This is a genomic window from Streptomyces flaveus (genome assembly GCF_014647675.1).
In the GTDB taxonomy this organism is placed as follows: domain Bacteria; phylum Actinomycetota; class Actinomycetes; order Streptomycetales; family Streptomycetaceae; genus Streptomyces; species Streptomyces flaveus.
Map to the genome: position 1 here is coordinate 1 of NZ_BMPQ01000016.1, position 16,369 is coordinate 16,369.

The 16,369-nt window shown below is 69.8% G+C and carries 16 protein-coding genes; all 16 read right to left on the reverse strand.

What is annotated here, in order from left to right; genetic code table 11:
- Nucleotides 1-542 (reverse strand): flavodoxin-dependent (E)-4-hydroxy-3-methylbut-2-enyl-diphosphate synthase (locus IEZ21_RS27425; protein WP_189324562.1); only part of this gene is annotated, 542 nt, incomplete at its 3' end.
- A gap of 4 nt (nt 543-546) precedes the next feature.
- On the reverse strand, nt 547-1,569 hold the full coding sequence (gene hpnH / locus IEZ21_RS27430) for an adenosyl-hopene transferase HpnH (RefSeq protein WP_189324563.1): 1,023 nt from the start codon (nt 1,567-1,569) through the stop codon (nt 547-549).
- 5 nt (nt 1,570-1,574) lie between these two features.
- Nucleotides 1,575-2,228 (reverse strand): 5'-methylthioadenosine/S-adenosylhomocysteine nucleosidase family protein, encoded by a 654-nt coding sequence (locus tag IEZ21_RS27435; RefSeq protein WP_189324564.1) that lies wholly within the window; start codon nt 2,226-2,228, stop codon nt 1,575-1,577.
- Entirely contained in the window at nt 2,228-4,234 is a 2,007-nt protein-coding gene (shc, locus tag IEZ21_RS27440; RefSeq protein WP_189324565.1) for a squalene--hopene cyclase, read from the reverse strand. Before shc ends, IEZ21_RS27435 begins: the two co-directional genes overlap by 1 nt.
- A 112-nt stretch (nt 4,235-4,346) precedes the next feature.
- Nucleotides 4,347-5,420, reverse strand: a complete 1,074-nt coding sequence (locus IEZ21_RS27445) for a polyprenyl synthetase family protein (protein ID WP_246568190.1) — start codon at nt 5,418-5,420, stop codon at nt 4,347-4,349.
- Between the two features lie 59 nt (nt 5,421-5,479).
- On the reverse strand, nt 5,480-6,916 hold the full coding sequence (gene hpnE / locus IEZ21_RS27450) for a hydroxysqualene dehydroxylase HpnE (protein ID WP_189324566.1): 1,437 nt from the start codon (nt 6,914-6,916) through the stop codon (nt 5,480-5,482).
- Nucleotides 6,913-7,053, reverse strand: coding sequence for a DUF6380 family protein (locus tag IEZ21_RS48895; RefSeq protein ID WP_220450456.1), 141 nt, complete (start codon nt 7,051-7,053; stop codon nt 6,913-6,915). Before IEZ21_RS48895 ends, hpnE begins: the two co-directional genes overlap by 4 nt.
- On the reverse strand, nt 7,053-8,003 hold the full coding sequence (gene hpnD, locus IEZ21_RS27455) for a presqualene diphosphate synthase HpnD (protein WP_189324567.1): 951 nt from the start codon (nt 8,001-8,003) through the stop codon (nt 7,053-7,055). The genes IEZ21_RS48895 and hpnD overlap by 1 nt, the downstream gene beginning before the upstream one ends.
- A complete protein-coding gene (hpnC, locus tag IEZ21_RS27460) occupies nt 8,000-8,902 on the reverse strand; it encodes a squalene synthase HpnC (RefSeq protein WP_189324568.1) in 903 nt (300 codons plus the stop codon). Before hpnC ends, hpnD begins: the two co-directional genes overlap by 4 nt.
- 401 nt (nt 8,903-9,303) lie before the next feature.
- On the reverse strand, nt 9,304-10,086 hold the full coding sequence (locus tag IEZ21_RS27465) for an ABC transporter ATP-binding protein (protein WP_189324569.1): 783 nt from the start codon (nt 10,084-10,086) through the stop codon (nt 9,304-9,306).
- Complete coding sequence (locus IEZ21_RS27470; protein WP_033327198.1) at nt 10,079-11,017, reverse strand: ABC transporter permease; 939 nt, start codon at nt 11,015-11,017, stop codon at nt 10,079-10,081. The genes IEZ21_RS27465 and IEZ21_RS27470 overlap by 8 nt, the downstream gene beginning before the upstream one ends.
- A gap of 96 nt (nt 11,018-11,113) precedes the next feature.
- Complete coding sequence (locus IEZ21_RS27475; RefSeq protein WP_189324570.1) at nt 11,114-11,998, reverse strand: glycosyltransferase family 2 protein; 885 nt, start codon at nt 11,996-11,998, stop codon at nt 11,114-11,116.
- The gene (locus tag IEZ21_RS27480) at nt 11,995-12,774 is read right to left on the reverse strand and encodes a CDP-alcohol phosphatidyltransferase family protein (RefSeq protein WP_189324571.1); all 780 of its coding nucleotides are present in this window, start codon (nt 12,772-12,774) and stop codon (nt 11,995-11,997) included. Before IEZ21_RS27480 ends, IEZ21_RS27475 begins: the two co-directional genes overlap by 4 nt.
- Nucleotides 12,752-13,816 (reverse strand): iron-containing alcohol dehydrogenase family protein, encoded by a 1,065-nt coding sequence (locus tag IEZ21_RS27485; protein ID WP_189324572.1) that lies wholly within the window; start codon nt 13,814-13,816, stop codon nt 12,752-12,754. The genes IEZ21_RS27480 and IEZ21_RS27485 overlap by 23 nt, the downstream gene beginning before the upstream one ends.
- Nucleotides 13,804-14,556, reverse strand: coding sequence for a phosphocholine cytidylyltransferase family protein (locus IEZ21_RS27490; protein ID WP_033327190.1), 753 nt, complete (start codon nt 14,554-14,556; stop codon nt 13,804-13,806). Before IEZ21_RS27490 ends, IEZ21_RS27485 begins: the two co-directional genes overlap by 13 nt.
- Nucleotides 14,553-16,361 (reverse strand): DUF5941 domain-containing protein, encoded by a 1,809-nt coding sequence (locus tag IEZ21_RS27495; protein WP_189324716.1) that lies wholly within the window; start codon nt 16,359-16,361, stop codon nt 14,553-14,555. The genes IEZ21_RS27490 and IEZ21_RS27495 overlap by 4 nt, the downstream gene beginning before the upstream one ends.
- Nucleotides 16,362-16,369: the final 8 nt, after the last annotated feature.

Consider the following 16,369-nt stretch of genomic DNA (forward strand, 5'->3'; position numbering starts at 1 on the left):
TCCTCGAACAGCGACGCCTCCCACAAGGCGGACTCGACCAGCGCCTCGGGCGTCGCCCTGCCGTACTTCTGCAGCAGACGGCGATCCAGCGACCCGGCGTTGACCCCGATCCGGATCGGCGTGCCATGGTCCTTGGCGGCCCGCGCGATCTCTTTCACCTTGTCGTCGAACTGCTTGATGTTGCCCGGATTCACCCGCACCGCGGCACAGCCCGCCTCGATCGCGGCGAACACGTACTTCGGCTGGAAATGGATGTCCGCGATCACCGGGATCTGCGACTTCCGGGCAATCACCGGCAGCGCGTCCGCGTCGTCCTGCGTCGGGCAGGCCACCCGGACGATCTGGCAGCCCGACGCCGTCAGCTCGGCGATCTGCTGCAACGTGGCACCGATGTCCGACGTACGCGTCGTCGTCATCGACTGCACCGACACCGGCGCGTCTCCCCCGACCGCCACCGGCCCGACCTGGATCTGCCGCGAGACACGGCGCTTCGCGATCGGCCGGACCGGCAACTCGGGGACCCCCAGGGAAATGGCGGTCACGGCGTCACCCGCGGTTTCCGGAGACGGTCTCGCGGGCGGCCCGCAGCGACTCCTTGAGGGAGCCCATGGTGGCCATGACGGCGGTCGGCTCGTAGCCGCAGTGCGCCATGCAGTTGGCGCAGCGCGGGTCCTTGCCCCGGCCGTAGGCGTCCCAGTCGGTGTCCTCGATGAGTTGCTTGTACGTCGTGACGTACCCGTCGCTCATCAGATAGCAGGGCTTCTGCCAGCCGAACAGCGAGTAGTTGGGGATCGCCCACGCCGTACACGGGAAGTCGACCTTGCCCTCGAGGAAGTCGAGGAACAGGGGCGAGTGGTTGAGCCGCCAGCGCAGCCGGTTGCCGCCCGCGAAGGCCTTCTTGAACAGTTCGCGGGTCTGCTCGACGCCGAGGAAGTGCTCCTGGTCGGGCGCCTTCTCGTAGGCGTACGCGGGCGAGATCATCATCTCGTCGACCTTCAGGTCGTCGTTGAGGAAGTTGAGCACCTCGATGATGGTCTGCGGGGTGTCGGTGTTGAAGAAGGTCGAGTTGGTGGTGACCCGGAAGCCGCGCTTCTTGGCCTCCTTGATGGCCGCCACGGCCTCGTCGAACACACCCTCCTTCGCGACGGACTCGTCGTGCCGCTCGCGCAGACCGTCGATGTGCACGGCGAACGCGAAGAACGGCGAGGGCTTGAACTTGTCCATCTTCTTGCGCAGCAGCATGGCGTTGGTGCACAGGAAGACGTACTTCTTCCTGGCCACCAGCTGCCGCACGATCTCGTCGATGTGCGGGTGCATCAGGGGTTCGCCGCCGGCGATGGACACCATCGGAGCACCGGATTCGAGCACCGCCCCCACGGCCTGCGCCACCGGCATGCGCTGCTTGAGCACTCCGGCCGGGTGCTGGATCTTGCCGCAGCCCTCGCACTTCAGATTGCAGGCGTACAGCGGTTCCAGCTCGACGATCAGCGGAAACTTGTCCCGCTTGCGCAGCTTCTGTTCGAAGAGATATGTCGCGACCTTGATGGTCTGGCGGAGTGGCATGGCCATCTGGCTCACCTCCTGGGGAGCAGCAAAGAACGGTGCCATTCGAAAAAAGCGGGAAGGACGGCACGAAGTACGCGGAAAGCTGATATTCCACCGCGTATCGTGCCGATCCGGACGAGTTCATGTTCTGGAGCGTCCACGACCACCCGGACGGCCGCAACCGGGCGTGCGCCCGCGCGGAGGGCGCTGTGGAGTGTGGCCGCCGACTCCATGTCGACCGCGATTGCGCCGATCGTGAGCAGTTCCGACCGTTCGTGTCCGCGGACGACGTGGTCGGAGCCGGTGAGCGGTCCGGTGTGGACGGTGCGCCCGGGCACGGCACGCACCAGTTCCTTGACGAGCAGGTCGGTGCCCACGCAGGGGGTGTGGCCCCGCGCGTCCCGGGTCTCCTCGGCGACGACCAGGTCACCGGGGTGCATCCCGGGCGCGAGTCCGGCGCAGAAGCCCGTGGCCAGGACGGCCGCGTCCCTCAGCGCCGGGTCGGCGAGCGCCCGGTCGACCGCTCGGTCGGCGGCCAGGGGTCCCATGCCGGTACGCAGCACGGTGACTGGGCCTGCCGCACCGCCTGCCGCGCCACCGCGAGCGCCACCGCGCAGGGCAAGGCGTTCGATGCCGAGCGCGCAGGCGATCAGCAGCGGGGCGGCGGCAGGTGTCGTGGACATCAACTCCCTTTCGTCTGTGGGCCGGTGAACGGTTCGCCGTGGACGTACCGGCCGAGGGCGGTCAGCGGGAAGACCTGCCGGTAGAGGTGGTAGTTGATCGAGAAGTCCCACGGGAACCCGGTGCCGGTGAAGTACGGCTCATCCCAGGTGCCGTCCTCCCGCTGGGTCTGGGCGAGCCAGGCGATCCCACGCTCCACGGCCTTGGACTCCCGCTCCCCCGCCGAGAGCAGCGCGAGCAGGGCCCAGGCGGTCTGCGAGGCGGTGGAGGTGCCCCGGCCGCTCCACTCGGCGACGTAGCGATAGGAGCGCAGGTCCTCGCCCCAGCCGCCGTCCTCGTTCTGCACCAGTTCCAGCCAGTCGACGGCACGGCGGATCGCCGGATGCGAGCCGGGCAGTCCGGCGGCGACCAGCGCGGGCACCACCGACCCTGTGCCGTATACGTAGTTGACGCCCCAGCGGCCGAACCAGGAGCCGTTCGCCTCCTGTTCGGCGAGCAGCCACTCGATGCCCCGCCGGGTGCGGGGATCGTGGGACAGTCCCTCGACGGCGAGCATCTCCACGACGTGCGCGGTGACATCGGCGGACGGTGGGTCGATGACCTCGCCGAAGTCGCAGAACGGCAGCCGGTTGGGGAAGGAGCTGGTGTTGTCGACGTCGAAGGCGCCCCACGCGCCGTTCTTCGACTGCATGCCGAGGTTCCAGCGCACCCCGCGTCCGATGGCCTTCTCGACGCGCTCCGGGTCGTGGTGCTTGACACGGCGCAGCGCGAGGACGACCTCGGCGGTGTCGTCGATGTCGGGGTAGTTGTCGTTGTGGAACTCGAACGCCCAGCCGCCGGGCGGCAGTTGAGGCCTGCGCACGGACCAGTCGCCGGGCCGTACGATCTCCTCGCCGAGCATCCAGTCCGCGGCCTTCACCAGCTGCGGATGGTCGGCGGGCAGTCCCGCGTCGGCGAGTGCGATGGTCGCGAGGCAGGTGTCCCACACCGGCGACTGGCAGGCCTCGATCATCCGGGCTCCGTCCTCGCGCCATACGGCGAAACGGTCCAGCGACGCCAATCCCTCGCGCATCACCGGGTGTTCGAGGTCGTAGCCCAGCAGGTGCAGCGCGATGACCGAGTACACGGCGGGTGGCTGGATGCCTCCCCAGCAGCCGTCGTTCTCCTGCCGCTCGATGATCCAGCGGGCGGCGCTGTTCATGGCGGCCTTGCGCAGTCGGCGCGACGCGACCTTCCGGTAGACGTGCAGCGCCTTGTCGAGCCGCTGGAAGACGCCGTCCCAACTGGCCGCCGGGGCAAGCGGCTTGATGGGGTTCGGGTTGCGTGGGTCGGTGTGCAGCTCGTCCAGCGGGAACGGCGCGGGCCGCACCGGGCGCTTCGCCGAGACGATGGTGAGGGGCACGATGGTCTGCCGGGCCCAGCACCCGAAGTCGTAGATGTTGAGCGGCATCCACTTGGGGAAGTAGATGAGCTCCGGCGGGAGTTCGGGCAGGTCGTCCCACTTCCACCAGCCGAACAGGGCCAGCCAGATCCGGGTGAAGACCCGGGCCGCGGCGATACCGCCCTGTGCACGGATCCAGGCCGAGGCCTTCGCCATGTGCGGCGCTTCCGGGCTGTCACCGGCCAGCCGCAGCGCGACGTACGCCTCGATGGTGGTGGAGAGTTCGCCTGGCCCGCCGTAGAACGTGGCCCAGGTGCCGTCCTCGTGCTGCTCGCCGCGGATGAACAGTCCGGCGGCGTGCGTCGTCTTCTCATCGAGGATGCCCAGAAACTGGCGGAGCAGCAGGTCCTCGGCGTCCATCGTGACGTTCGTCTCGAGGTCGCCCTTCCACCAGCCCTGGGCGTCCTGCGTGGCGAGCAGGAAATCGGTGGCGCGCTGTATCGCGCGCTGGGCGGCGTCCGATACGTCCAGGCTCCCGGCCGCCACGGGAGTCGTCTTGAGTGTTTCGTTGGCCGAGGCTGCGCGGGGCGGCAGTGCCCCGGTGCTTCCGTCGGTCGTCGCTGTCATGGCTTCCCCTTCGTGCAGTGCTACGTCTCTGCTGTGGGTCCGCCGTCGGCCGGTGCTCGTTCTCCCGCGGCACCGGCCGGCGACTACGCGAGGCTTGTTCGACCGATAGTGATCATCTCTTTCGTACGACGACGAAGTCGGCGAGCGCCACCAGCTCGGCCCGTACCCGGTCCGGCATCGGGATCGAGTCCAGGGCGTCGATGGCGGTCGTGTGCTGGCGGCGGGCCTCCTGGGCGGTCCACTCGCGGCCGCCCGCCTCCTCGATGAGCGCGGCGCGCGCGGCGAACTCCTCCTCGGAGAAGTTCTCGAAGTCGCTGGCCTTGGCGTCCTCGGCGAGCAGCTCGCCGAGCCGCTCGGAGGACGGTCCGCCCGCCGCGAGAGCGGCCACGACCGGCAGGGACTTCTTGCGCTGGCGCAGATCGCTCCAGGGCCGCTTGCCGGTGGCCTCCGGGTCGCCCCAGATGCCCAGCAGGTCGTCCACGGCCTGGAAGGCGAGGCCGAGGTGGTAGCCGTACTTCTCCAGCGTGTCGGCCGTGTGGTCGTCGGCGCCGCCGAGCACGGCGCCGATGGAGCAGGCGCAGGCGAGCAGGGCGCCCGTCTTGTTGCCCTCCATCTCCAGGCACTCCTCGACGGTGACCCGCTCCCGGTGCTCGTAGGAGATGTCCTGCGCCTGACCGTCGATCAGTGCGCGGGTGGCGCTGGTGAGGCGGCGGGTGGCGCGGCCCGCCTCGACGGTGCCGAGTTCCAGGAGCAGCTCGTTGGCCAGGGCGAACAGGGCGTCGCCGACGAGGATCGCCTGGGCGGGACCGTGCACCTTCCATACGGTGTCGCGGTGGCGGCGCTGTTCGTCGCCGTCCATCAGGTCGTCGTGCAGCAGCGAGAAGTTGTGCACCAGTTCAACGGCGACGGCACCCGGTACGCCCACCTCGGGGGCGGCTCCGGCGGCCTGCGCGGACAGGACGGCGAGCGCGGGGCGTACGGCCTTGCCGCCGTCGCCGTCCGCGGGGTTGCCCTCGGCGTCGATCCAGCCGAAGTGGTAGGCGGCGACAGTGTCCATGGGAGGGGCCAGGCGGTCGATGGCCGCCCGCAGTACCGGTGTGGCCAGGGTCCGGCCGCGCTCCAGGAGCGCGGTCACGTCCACCGAGGTCCCTCGAGCGGGCGTTGGTGCCGGGGGCACAGTGGGCACAGTCTCTCCTCTATTTGCGATACGGGGGGTGCGGGAGCCTGCTCTGCTCGGATAAAGCGTCACGCCGCCTCCTCGAATAGCTCGAAGAGGTGATCGCGAGGCCGGCCCAGGGCGCTCAGCGCGGCACCGGCCGCACTCACGCCGCTGCGGACCGCACTCTCCATGGTCGCGGGCCACCCTGTGGCGGTCCACGCTCCGGCCAGGTAGAGGCCGGGTGCCTTGGTGCGGGCGCCGGGCCGCAGCCGCCCGACGCCGGGGGTCGGAGCGAACGTCGCGGTGCGCTCCCTGGTCACGAAGAAGTCCCGTACCTCGGCGCCGCGTGTGCCCGGCAGCAGCCGCTCCAGTTCCGGCAGGTAGCGCTCGCGCAGCTGGGAGACGGGTGCGTCGATCTCGTCGTGTGCGGCCGACTGCGACAGGGCGAGGTACTGGCCCTCGGTGAGGCCTGATGCCTCGGTCCGGTCGAAGACCCACTGCACGGGGGTGCCGAGCGCGGCGAAGAACGGCTTGCCGAGCACCTTGCGGTCGTACACGACATGGATGTTGAGGATGGGCGCGGTGCCGATCTCGAGCAGCCGCTCGGGGGCGTCGAGCGCGCCCTCGGGCAGCAGATCGTGGGCCTCGCGCTGGGGTACGGCGAGGACGACCGCGTCGGCGTGGAGCGTCTCGCCGGGAACCTGAACCCTCCAGCGTCCGTTCTCGTGTTGGGAGATGGAGGTGACCCGTGTTCTCAGTTCGGTACGGACGCCCGCGGAGTCGAGCGCCTTGCGCGCCCTCAGATCATGCAGTTCGCCCAGTGGGACGCGCGCCCAGCCGATGTCGGCCGCGCCCGGGTCGGACAGCAGACCGGTCTTGAACACCATCGCGGCGAGCCCGAGCGAGGCTTCGCCGGCCACCGCGTTGAGGGTGGCGACCCCGACGAGGTCCCACAGTGCTTCGACGGCACGCGCCGACTGACCGTGCCGGGTCAGCCAGCTGCCGAAGTCCTCGGTGTCGAGGGCCGGGTCGGCGAGGTCGAGTGCCTTGAGCGCGAGCGCGGCACGTCCGACCTTGGCGCGCTCGGCGAGCGAGAGATGCGGGTAGGTCGCGAGGCTGCGTCCGAGATGCAGCGGTACGGGCAGCGCGTCGCGTCGTAGTCTGCCGAGCCGGCTGCCCGCCCGTTTCTCCAGGTCGAGTACGGGCACGTCGAGCCGGTCCTGGAGCGGTGCGAGTTCGGCTCCGTCGACGCGGTCGAGAAACCAGCGGTATGCGGTGCAGCAGCGCAGGTACACATGCTGGCCGTTGTCCACGGTGAGCTTGCCGCGCTGGAAGGAGAAGGCGAGCCCGCCGAGCCGTGGCCGGCCTTCGAGCAGCGTGACGCGTACGCCCGCGTCGGCGAGCGCCAGCGCGGCGGTGATGCCGGCGAGCCCGCCGCCGACCACGACAGCCTCCCGCTCGGGGCCGCCCGGTCGGCCCGGTCGGTCCGCGTCGAACCCCTTGGCCTGCGTGGTGTCGCTCATCGTGCACCCTCCCCCGCGGCCGTGCCGTGGCGATGGAGCGGTGCACGGCAGGCCGTTGAAGTCAGGGACGCCGTCACCGACCGGAGGGTTGCGCACCGTTTCCCGGGAGTTGTGTCACCTTGGCCCAGAGTGTCCATCAGACGCGCCTCCTGACGGTCCGGCGGGAGACATGCCGGGCGTCCAGGCCGGAGAGGCCGCGCATGGCGACGTACGCCTTCTCGCGTCCGGGCAGCGAGACACGGCCGCGCAGGACCGCCTCCGGATCGTGCTCGATGCGGTCGAGCAGTCGGCGGTAGATGCCGGCCATCGCGGCGACGCAGGCGCCGCTGCGTCGGTCCAGCATGGGCAGCAGACGGTAGCCCTCCGCGAAAAGTGTGCGGGCCCTGCGCACTTCGAAGTGCACCAGGCCCGCGAAGTCGGAGCCGTCCGGTGGCGTGGTTCCCTTGAACCCGTCCGAGCAGCCGAACTTCGCGAGGTCGTCAGCGGGCAGGTAGGTCCGCCCGCCCTCGGCGTCCTCGCGAACGTCCCGGAGAATGTTGGTGAGTTGGAGCGCGAGGCCGAGTGTGTCGGCGTACTCAGGCGCGCGCTCGGCTCCCCGCGCCCCTGGTTCGGTGCCGAACACGCCGAGCGATAGCCGCCCGATCGCCCCGGCCACGCAGCGGCAGTAGACCTTGAGGTCGTCCCAGGTCTCGTAGGTCTCGCCGCGTACGTCCATCAGGACGCCGTCGATGAGTTCGTCGAGGCCGCCGAGCGGAATGGGGAAGTGGTCCGCGGTGTGGCTGAGGGCGACCGCCACCGGGTCGGTGTCGTCCTCGGCCACGGAGCGGTCCCGGACCCGGGCGAGCAGCGCCCGGGTGTCCTCCAGGCGGGCCGCCTTGACCTCGGGTGCGAGCGCGCCGTCGCCGATGTCGTCGACACGCCGCGAAAACGCGTAGAGCGCCGACATGGCTCGGCGCTTGTGCGTCGGCAGGAGTCTGATGCCGTACGCGAAGTTACGGGCCTGCTGTCCGGTCACTGCCTCGCAGTAGCTGTATGCGGCGAGTACCGGTGCGGACACGTGTGGTGGAGACTCCACCGTCCGGATCACCCCTCTCCTCGCAGAGTCATGCCCGCCTCGCGCAGCAGCCGGAGCTTGCCGGGTCTGGGCGGGCCGGGAAGTACGTCGTATTCGGCGGCGACCATCGCATGGATGGCCGCCTTCCCCCCTGCCACGAACCCTGCGAGCAGCAGCCTCAGCCTGCCGTGGACGCTACCCACGAGGGGGGTGCCTTCATTCAGGAGGTTCCGGGCGCGTTCTGCTTCGTACGCGACCAGTGCGCGCACTGATGCGCCTGCTGTGGCCATGGCGAGATCCGCCTCCTGGACATGGAAGCGCTTCATGTCCTCGGCGGGCAGATAGATGCGGTCGCGGCCGAGGTCCTCGCTGACGTCCTGGAGGTGCTCGACGATCTGGAGCGCGGTGCAGACGGCGTCGGAGCGGCGCACCCGCTCGGGCGTCGAGGTGCCGGTGACGGCGAGGACGAGGCGGCCGACGGGGTTGGCGGACAGCTCGCAGTAGGCGAGCAAGTCGTCGTACGTCTCGTACCGCTTGACGAGCTGGTCCTGGCGGTTGGCCGCGATCAGGCCGAGGAACGGCTCGGGGCTGAGGCCGGCGCGGCGGACCGTCGGCTGGAGGCGGCGCAGGAGGGGGTGGCGCGGGGTCGCGTCGAAGACCCTGCGGAGGTCGGCCTCGAAGGCGTCGAGGAGGACCAGGCGGTCCTCGGCCTGTTCGGGGGACACACCGAGGAGGCGGGCGTCGGCTCCGCCGGGGGCCAGGTCGCCGTCGCCGATGTCGTCGACGAGACGGGCGAAGCCGTACACGGCCATGAGGTCGGCGCGCCAGGCCCTGGGCAGGAAGAAGGGGGCCACGGGGAAGTTCTCGTCCGCGGCCTTGTCGAGGGTGGTGCGCTCCGAGTCGGAGGCGCGCGCCGTGCCGGCTGCCGTCACCGCTCGCTGCCCGGTACGGGGACGGCACACGCTTCGGGGAGCTGGAGAGTTTCCGTAGCCATTGCCGTCACGTCTCCCGTTCTACACCGCTGACCCAATATGCGCCCATTTCGGACACGCCGCCCGGACGTCCGCGCCTTCGCGGGGCGCCGGTCTCGCGCATTATCGCCCTACTTGCCGCGAATAAGCACCGGTACAGCTTACGTTGTACAACGTTCCGTGCTTCCCCTGGGTGTCCTGCACATCACAACAACGCACCGATTGGCGTCAAGCTTCCTGCGGCGAACCAGAGTTGGCTTCCTCTTTGCCCGACTTGATCATCCCCTGCACAAGCCGTGCCCGAGCTCCGCACGCGAGACCCCGCCGAAGCGTTCCGGCGGGGTCAGGAGGGTGTGGCCGGGCTACTTGCCGGTGAACTTCTCGTACTCCTTGAGGACCTCGTCGGTCGGGCCGTCCATACGCAACTCGCCGCGCTCCAGCCACAGGACACGGTCGCAGGTGTCACGGATCGACTTGTTGTTGTGGCTGACGAGGAACACCGTGCCCGCGTGCTTGCGCAGCTCGCGGATGCGGGCCTCGGAGCGTTTCTGGAAGGAGCGGTCGCCGGTCGCGAGCGCCTCGTCGATCATCAGGACGTCGTGGTCCTTGGCGGCGGCGATGGAAAACCGCAGGCGGGCGGCCATGCCGGAGGAGTACGTCCGCATGGGCAGCGTGATGAAGTCGCCCTTCTCGTTGATGCCGGAGAAGTCGACGATCTCCTGGTAGCGCTCGCGGATCTGCTCGCGGGACATGCCCATCGCGAGGCCACCGAGGATGATGTTCCGCTCGCCGGTCAGGTCGTTCATCAGGGCCGCGTTCACGCCGAGCAGCGAGGGCTGGCCGTCGGTGTAGACCTTGCCCTCCTCGGCGGGCAGCAGTCCGGCGATGGCGCGCAGCAGCGTGGACTTGCCGGAGCCGTTGGAGCCGATCAGGCCGACGGCCTCGCCGCGATAGGCGACGAAGGAGACACCGCGCACGGCGTGCACCTTGCGGACGCCGCGCTCCTCGCCGCCTCGCTTGAGTATGCGGCTGAGGGCGGCGGTGGCGCTGCCCTTGCCGGTCTTGGCGCCGTTGACGCGGTAGACGATGTGCAGATCGTCGGCGATGACGGTGGGGATCCGGGAATCGGTGATCTGTTCAGCCACGGCCGTACCGCTCCTCAGCCTTCCAGAAGTACACGAACCCGCTCGCGGCAACGAGTACGGCCCAGCCGACGGCGACCAGCCAGGCGAACGGCGGCAGATTGACGTCCCACTCGTAGCCGTCGATCAGCGTCCAGCGCATCAGGTCCATGTAGATGGCGGCCGGATTCCACTGCAGGACGTCCGTGATCCAGAGCGGCAGGTCGCGGCCTTCGAGCATGAGCGGGATCGAGAACATCACGCCGGACGCGTACATCCACGTACGCAGCACGAACGGCATCAGCTGCGCGAGGTCCGGCGTCTTGCTGCCCAGCCTCGCCATGATCATCGCGAGACCCATGTTGAACAGGAACTGCAGGGCCAGGATCGGGAGGATCGCCAGCCACTTGAGCGAGGGGTAGCTGCCGAAGCCGATCGTGACGCAGAACAGCACGAGCATCGAGAACAGCAGCTGCTGGAGCTGCTGCAGCGAGAACGAGATCGGCAGCGAGGCGCGCGGGAAGTGCAGCGCGCGCACCAGGCCGAGGTTGCCGGAGATCGCCCGGACGCCGGCCATCACCGAGCTCTGCGTGAAGGTGAAGACGAAGACACCGGTCACGAGGAACGGGATGTAGACCTTGATGCCCATGCCCCGGTCGGCCTGGAGGATCAGGCCGAAGATGAGGAAGTAGACCGCCGCGTTCAGCAGCGGCGTCGCCACCTGCCACAGCTGCCCGAGCTTCGCCTGGCTGTACTGGGCGGTGAGCTTCGCCTGGGAGAAGGCGAGGATGAAGTGACGCCGTCCCCAGAGCTGGCGGACGTACTCGACGAGTCCGGGCCGGGCACCGCTCACGGAGAGCCCGTACTTGGCGGCGAGGTCCGCCGCGGAGAGCCCGTCATCGGGCGACGGGGGGACGCTCACCGCGACTGACCCGTCATGCGTTGTCTCACTCACAGATGGAAACTTTCGTCCTCAATGTGCGCAGCCTGGTCGGGCCTAGGCAGGAGCCAGGGACCGGGTACCGCCGAATGCTCTCAGATACCGAGCTTGTCAGATGACGGGTGGGCGGCCCAGTCGAGTCAGGCGCCATACCGTACGCCACTTCATGGGGCGCCGGGGGCCGCAGGCGGTGGTCCAGCCCTCCTTGAAGCCGCCGAACCAGGCCTTCAGCGCAGGTCGCGAGGGGCGGCGGGCGAGGGTGAGCAGCATCCAGACGCCGAGGTACACGGGGACCAGCGGGGCGGGCAGATTGCGGCGGGCGAGCCAGACGCGGTTGCGGGCCACCATGCGGTGGTAGACGGCATGCCGGGAAGGGGCGGTCGTGGGGTGGTTGAGCACCATGTCCGCGCGGTAGTCGATCATCCAGCCGGCGTCGAGGGCGCGCCAGGCGAGGTCGGTCTCCTCGTGGGCGTAGAAGAACTCGTCGGGCAATCCGCCGACCTCGGCCAGGACCTTCGTACGGACCGCGTTGGCGCCGCCGAGGAAGGTGGTGACACGGGAGTTGCGCATCGGGTCGGCGGCGCGCAGACGCGGGACGTGGCGGCGCTGAGTGGAACCGGTGTCGGGGTCGGCGATGCGGAAGCTGATGATCCCGAGCTTCGGGTCGGCCTCGAAGGCCTGGCGGCACAGCTCGGCGGTGTCGTTGCGGGCGAGCAGGCCGTCGTCGTCCAGGAACATCAGGACGTCCACGTCGGTGCCGCCGGGGCCGAAAGCCTCGATACCGACGTTGCGGCCTCCGGGGATGCCGAGGTTCTCGGGCAGCTCGATGGTCCGTACGCCTTCGGGGACGTCCGGGACCGGGGAGCCGTTGCCCACCACGACCGCCTCGACCGGGTCGCCGTCCTGCTTGGCGACCGAGTCGAGGAGGGCGCGGAGTTCGTCGGGGCGGTTGCCCATGGTGATGATCACCGCACCGACCTTCATGGCCGAGCTCACTTCAGCCTGCTCGACGCCAGGATGGACACCAGGTGCAGCAGGGTCTGCAGGAGCGCGATGCCTGCCAGCACGGCGACGCCGAGCCGCGAGAAGAACAGGTCGTCCCTGACCGTGTCCAGGACCGCCAGGACCAGGATCAGCAGCGAGGCCTCGACGCCGAGGACGAGCCGGTGGAACTTCAGCGCGGCGGCGGCCTTGCGGGCCAGCGCCATCCCGGAGGTGCGCGGCTCGGAGGCCGACTCCTGGACCGGCGGCTTCCCGGTCTGGTGCCGGGCAACGCCTACGAGGTCGGTCTCGGCCTTGATCAGGATCGCGCCGAGAGCGGCGAGGGTGCCGAGGAAGGCCCACAGCCAGTCGATCCGCCCGCTGCCCCACAGGTCGGCGGCGCGCAGCCCGAAGCCGACGAGGACCGCGGCGTCGCACAGGTAGGCGCCGACCCGGTCCACGTAGACGCCGGCGAGCGAGTACTGCTTGCGCCAGCGGGCGAGTTCGCCGTCGACGCAGTCGAACAGCAGGTAGAGCTGGACCATCAGCACGCCGAGCACGGCGCCCGGGATCCCCGGCACCAGCAGGGCCGGGGCGGCGAGGACGCCGAAGACGGTCATCAGGTAGGTCAGCTGGTTGGGCGTGACCTTCGTGTTCACCAGGTGCCGGTCGATACGCAGCGAGAGCTCGCGCATGTAGAGCCGGCCGGCCCAGTGCTCGCCGCTCCGCCGGTCCTTCACACCCGGGGGGTGCACGACCGGGCGGAGCTCAGCTACCGATGGCTTTTGCATAGTCGGCGTATGCGTCCCTGATCTGGTCGGCGGACAGGTCGAGGTGCTCGAGGATCGTGTAGCGGCCGGGCCGGGTCTTCGGGGCGAACTTCACCACCTGGACGAACTCGTCCAGGCTGAAGCCGATCTCCTCCGGGAGGACGGGCAGCCCGTGGCGGTGCAGCACCTCGGCCATGTGCCCGGCTGTCTCGTGGTCGCCCCGCAGGAACGTGGCGAACGCGCCGCCGAGGCCGCACTGCTCGCCGTGCAGGGCGCTGCGCTTGGGGAAGCTCAGGTCGAAGGCGTGGCTGATCTCGTGGCAGGCGCCGGATGCGGGGCGGCTGTCGCCGGCCACCGACATCGAAATGCCGCACAGAACCAGCGCCTCGGAGAGCGTCGTCAGGAAGGTGTCCTCGCCGACACCTCCTGGGTGGCGCAGCACGGCCTCCGCGGCCTGGCGGGCCATGGCGGCGGCCAGTCCGTCGACCTGCTCGCCGTTCTCCCGGTGCGACAACTCCCAGTCGGCCACGGCGGAGATCTTGCAGATCACATCGCCGATTCCGGCCCGTACGAATCGCACCGGAGCCTCGCGGATGACATCGAGGTCGATGACGATCCCGATCGGGTTGGGCACGCCGTACGAGCCACGGCCCGCGTCGTTGTCGAGCGTGGCCACGGGTGAGCACAAGCCATCGTTCGCGAGGTTGGTGGCCACGGCCACCAACGGCAGGCCAACGCGTGCGGCAGCGTACTTGGCGCAGTCGATGACCTTGCCGCCGCCGAGCCCGACCACGGCGTCGTAGTGACCGCCCTTCTTGATCGAGTCGGCGAGCCGTACGGCGCCGTCGATGGTGCCGTCGGCGTCGCAGAACCAGTCGGCCTCCGGGAACGCGGGGGCGAACCGGTCGCGCAGCGCCTGGCCGGAGCCGGCGCTGATAGCGAAGGCCAACCGGCCCGACGGCGCGATGCGCTGGTCCGACAGGATCGTCGCCAGATCATCGAGCGCGCCCGGACGGATGTCCACGACGACCGGCGAGGGGATGAGCCTCGTCAGTACTGGCACGCGATCACACGTCCCTTGGCGAGGTCGTCGTGGTTGTCGATCTCGACCCAGCTGACGTCGCCGATGGGCGCCACGTCGATGCGGAAGCCGCGGTTCACGAGCTCCTGGTAGCCGTGCTCGTAGAACTGCTGCGGGTCGGTCTCGAAGACCGTCTTCAGGGCGTCGGCCAGCTCGTCGGCGGCCTCGCCCTCGATGAGGGTGACGCCGATGTACTCACCGGTCGCCTCGGCCGGGTCCATCAGCTTGGTGATCTTCGTCATGCCGCCCTCGGGGCCGACGACGACCTTCATCTCCTCGTCGGCGAGGGACTTCACCGTGTCGAGGGCCAGGATGATCTTCTTGCCGTCGCCGCGGGCGGCGAGCAGGGTCTTCTCGACGGAGACGGGGTGCACGGTGTCGCCGTTGGCCAGGATCACCGAGTGCTTGATGGCGTCACGCCCGCACCACAGGGAGTAGGCGTTGTTCCACTCCTCGGCCTTGTCGTTGTCGATGAGGGTGATCTTGACGCCGTACTTCTGCTCCAGCGCCTCACGACGCTCGTAGACGGCCTCCTTGCGGTAGCCGACGATGATCGCGACCTCGGTCAGGCCGATCTCGGCGAAGTTGCCGAGGGTGAGGTCGAGCACGGTGATGCTGTCCTCGTTGCCTTCCGGGCCCACCGGCACCAGCGCCTTGGGCAGGGTGTCCGTATAGGGGCGCAGACGCCGTCCGGCGCCTGCCGCCAGCACGAGGCCGATCATGCGGGTTCTCCTTCATCGTGTACGGCGGGTGCGCCAAGTTTGTGAGCGGTCACCCAGAAGCGGATGCTCTCCACGAGCACCACGAGGGCCACAGCCACGGCGAGTGCCGTGAGCGCGACCTTGAAATCAGTGGCGGCGAGCAGCGCGGCCAGAACGGTGACCAGCAGCGTCCTGCCTTCGTGCCCGCCGATCGCCCGCACCAGCCAGTTCGGCGGCGCGCCGGCGTTGCCGCGGATGCGGTACACCGTGTCGTAGTGATGGTAGGCGACGGCGCCCACCAGGCCGAAAGCCGCGGGCAAGGCTCCGTTTACGTCCGCTTTGGCTGCCAGCACCAGGACGGTGACGTATTCGGCGGTGCGGAAGAGGGGCGGAACGAGCCAGTCGAGGGCGCCCTTGAGGGGCAGGGCGACGGCCGCGGCCGAGGTCAGCGTGTAGAGCACGGCGGCGAGGACGGGCAGCCAACTGCCGTACGGCTCAAGGCAGGCGGCGGCTACGAGGATCACAGCGCCGGACAGTGCGACGAGAACGCGCGCTCCGAACGGGGGCTTGGCGGGCAGCTTCTTCAACAGCCGCGCCAGTGCCTGAGCGATCGCGCCGCTGTCCGCGAGGTCCGCCAGCGCCCGCGCCGCCCGGTCGGTACGCCGGGCCTTGCGGGTCAGGGACCGCAGGACGCGCCCCGCCGTGGTGTAGGTCGCCGCGAACGCGCACCCGATGAGCAGCGCGTAGAAGGTGATCCGCGGCGTCGTGACCGCCGTGAGCACGGCGATCATCGCCCAGCGTTCGCCGATCGGCAGGACGATCATCCGGCGCACCCAGACCGTCCAGCCGACGCTGTCGAGCCTGCCGGAGAGGGCAGCGGTGGGGCTGGTGTTGGCGGTGGCGTCGTGATTCGCCTCGTTGAAGGAGAAGTCGACGACATGTCGACAGGTCTGCAAAACCATCGCGCCGAGAGCCAGGGCCCATACGTCGTCGCCGCCACGGGCCGCGCCGAGCGCGAGGCCCGCGTAGTAGGCGTACTCCTTGGCACGGTCGAAGGTCGCGTCGAGCCAGGCGCCGAGCGTGGAGTACTGCAGCGAGTAGCGGGCGAGCTGTCCGTCCGTGCAGTCCAGGACGAAGGAGAAGAGGAGCAGCAGTCCGGCGGTGACGAAGCCGGCGCGGGTGCCGGTCGCCGCGCAGCCCGCCGCGATCAGCGCGGTGAACAGCGAGGCCGTGGTGACCTGGTTCGGGGTCAGACCGCGGCGGGCGCACCAGCGGGCGAGATAGCGGGAGTACGGGCTGATGCAGTACGTCGTGAAGAAGCCGTCGCGGGACTTCACGGCCGTACGCAGCCTGATCGCCTCGTCGTCGACGGCGGCCACGGCCTGCCGGGCTTCGTTGCGGGCCTGCGGGTCGCGGGGGACTTCGGCGACGAGTTCGCCGAGTTCGGGGCGGTGCAGTTCGGTGTCGAGCAGTTCGGCGACGCGGTCGGCGACGATACCGACGACCACGGAGCCGTTCGAGGCGTCCCCGGCGGCCGTGCGCAGCGCGCGGTCCAGCGCGGGACGGGCGGCGGGACGGACGGTCACGGCGCCGGGGATCGCGGCGGCGTCGAAGCGGGGGTCGGTGAGCCCGAGGCGCAACGCGTGGACGTGGCCCACAAAGCGGGCGTCGACGACGGCGACCCGCTGGTCAGCGGGTACGGCGGCGAGGAGCGTCTCGGCGTCGGCCGCGTCGGAGGCGACCCGCACGTCGAAGCCGAGCGACCGCAGATCGCCCTCGAGCGACGATCCGGGGACCGGCTGACCGGTGAGGATGGCGGTCGACAGACGAACTC

Excerpts from the sequence above, each read along its gene's own strand:
- IEZ21_RS48895 (WP_220450456.1), bottom strand. The coding sequence starts at position 7,053 with ATGGACACTCTGGGCCAAGGTGACACAACTCCCGGGAAACGGTGCGCA.
- IEZ21_RS27490 (WP_033327190.1), bottom strand. The coding sequence starts at position 14,556 with ATGATCGGCCTCGTGCTGGCGGCAGGCGCCGGACGGCGTCTGCGCCCC.
- shc (WP_189324565.1), bottom strand. The coding sequence starts at position 4,234 with ATGACAGCGACGACCGACGGAAGCACCGGGGCACTGCCGCCCCGCGCA.
- IEZ21_RS27480 (WP_189324571.1), bottom strand. The coding sequence starts at position 12,774 with ATGCAAAAGCCATCGGTAGCTGAGCTCCGCCCGGTCGTGCACCCCCCG.
- IEZ21_RS27435 (WP_189324564.1), bottom strand. The coding sequence starts at position 2,228 with ATGTCCACGACACCTGCCGCCGCCCCGCTGCTGATCGCCTGCGCGCTC.
- hpnH (WP_189324563.1), bottom strand. The coding sequence starts at position 1,569 with ATGGCCATGCCACTCCGCCAGACCATCAAGGTCGCGACATATCTCTTC.
- hpnE (WP_189324566.1), bottom strand. The coding sequence starts at position 6,916 with ATGAGCGACACCACGCAGGCCAAGGGGTTCGACGCGGACCGACCGGGC.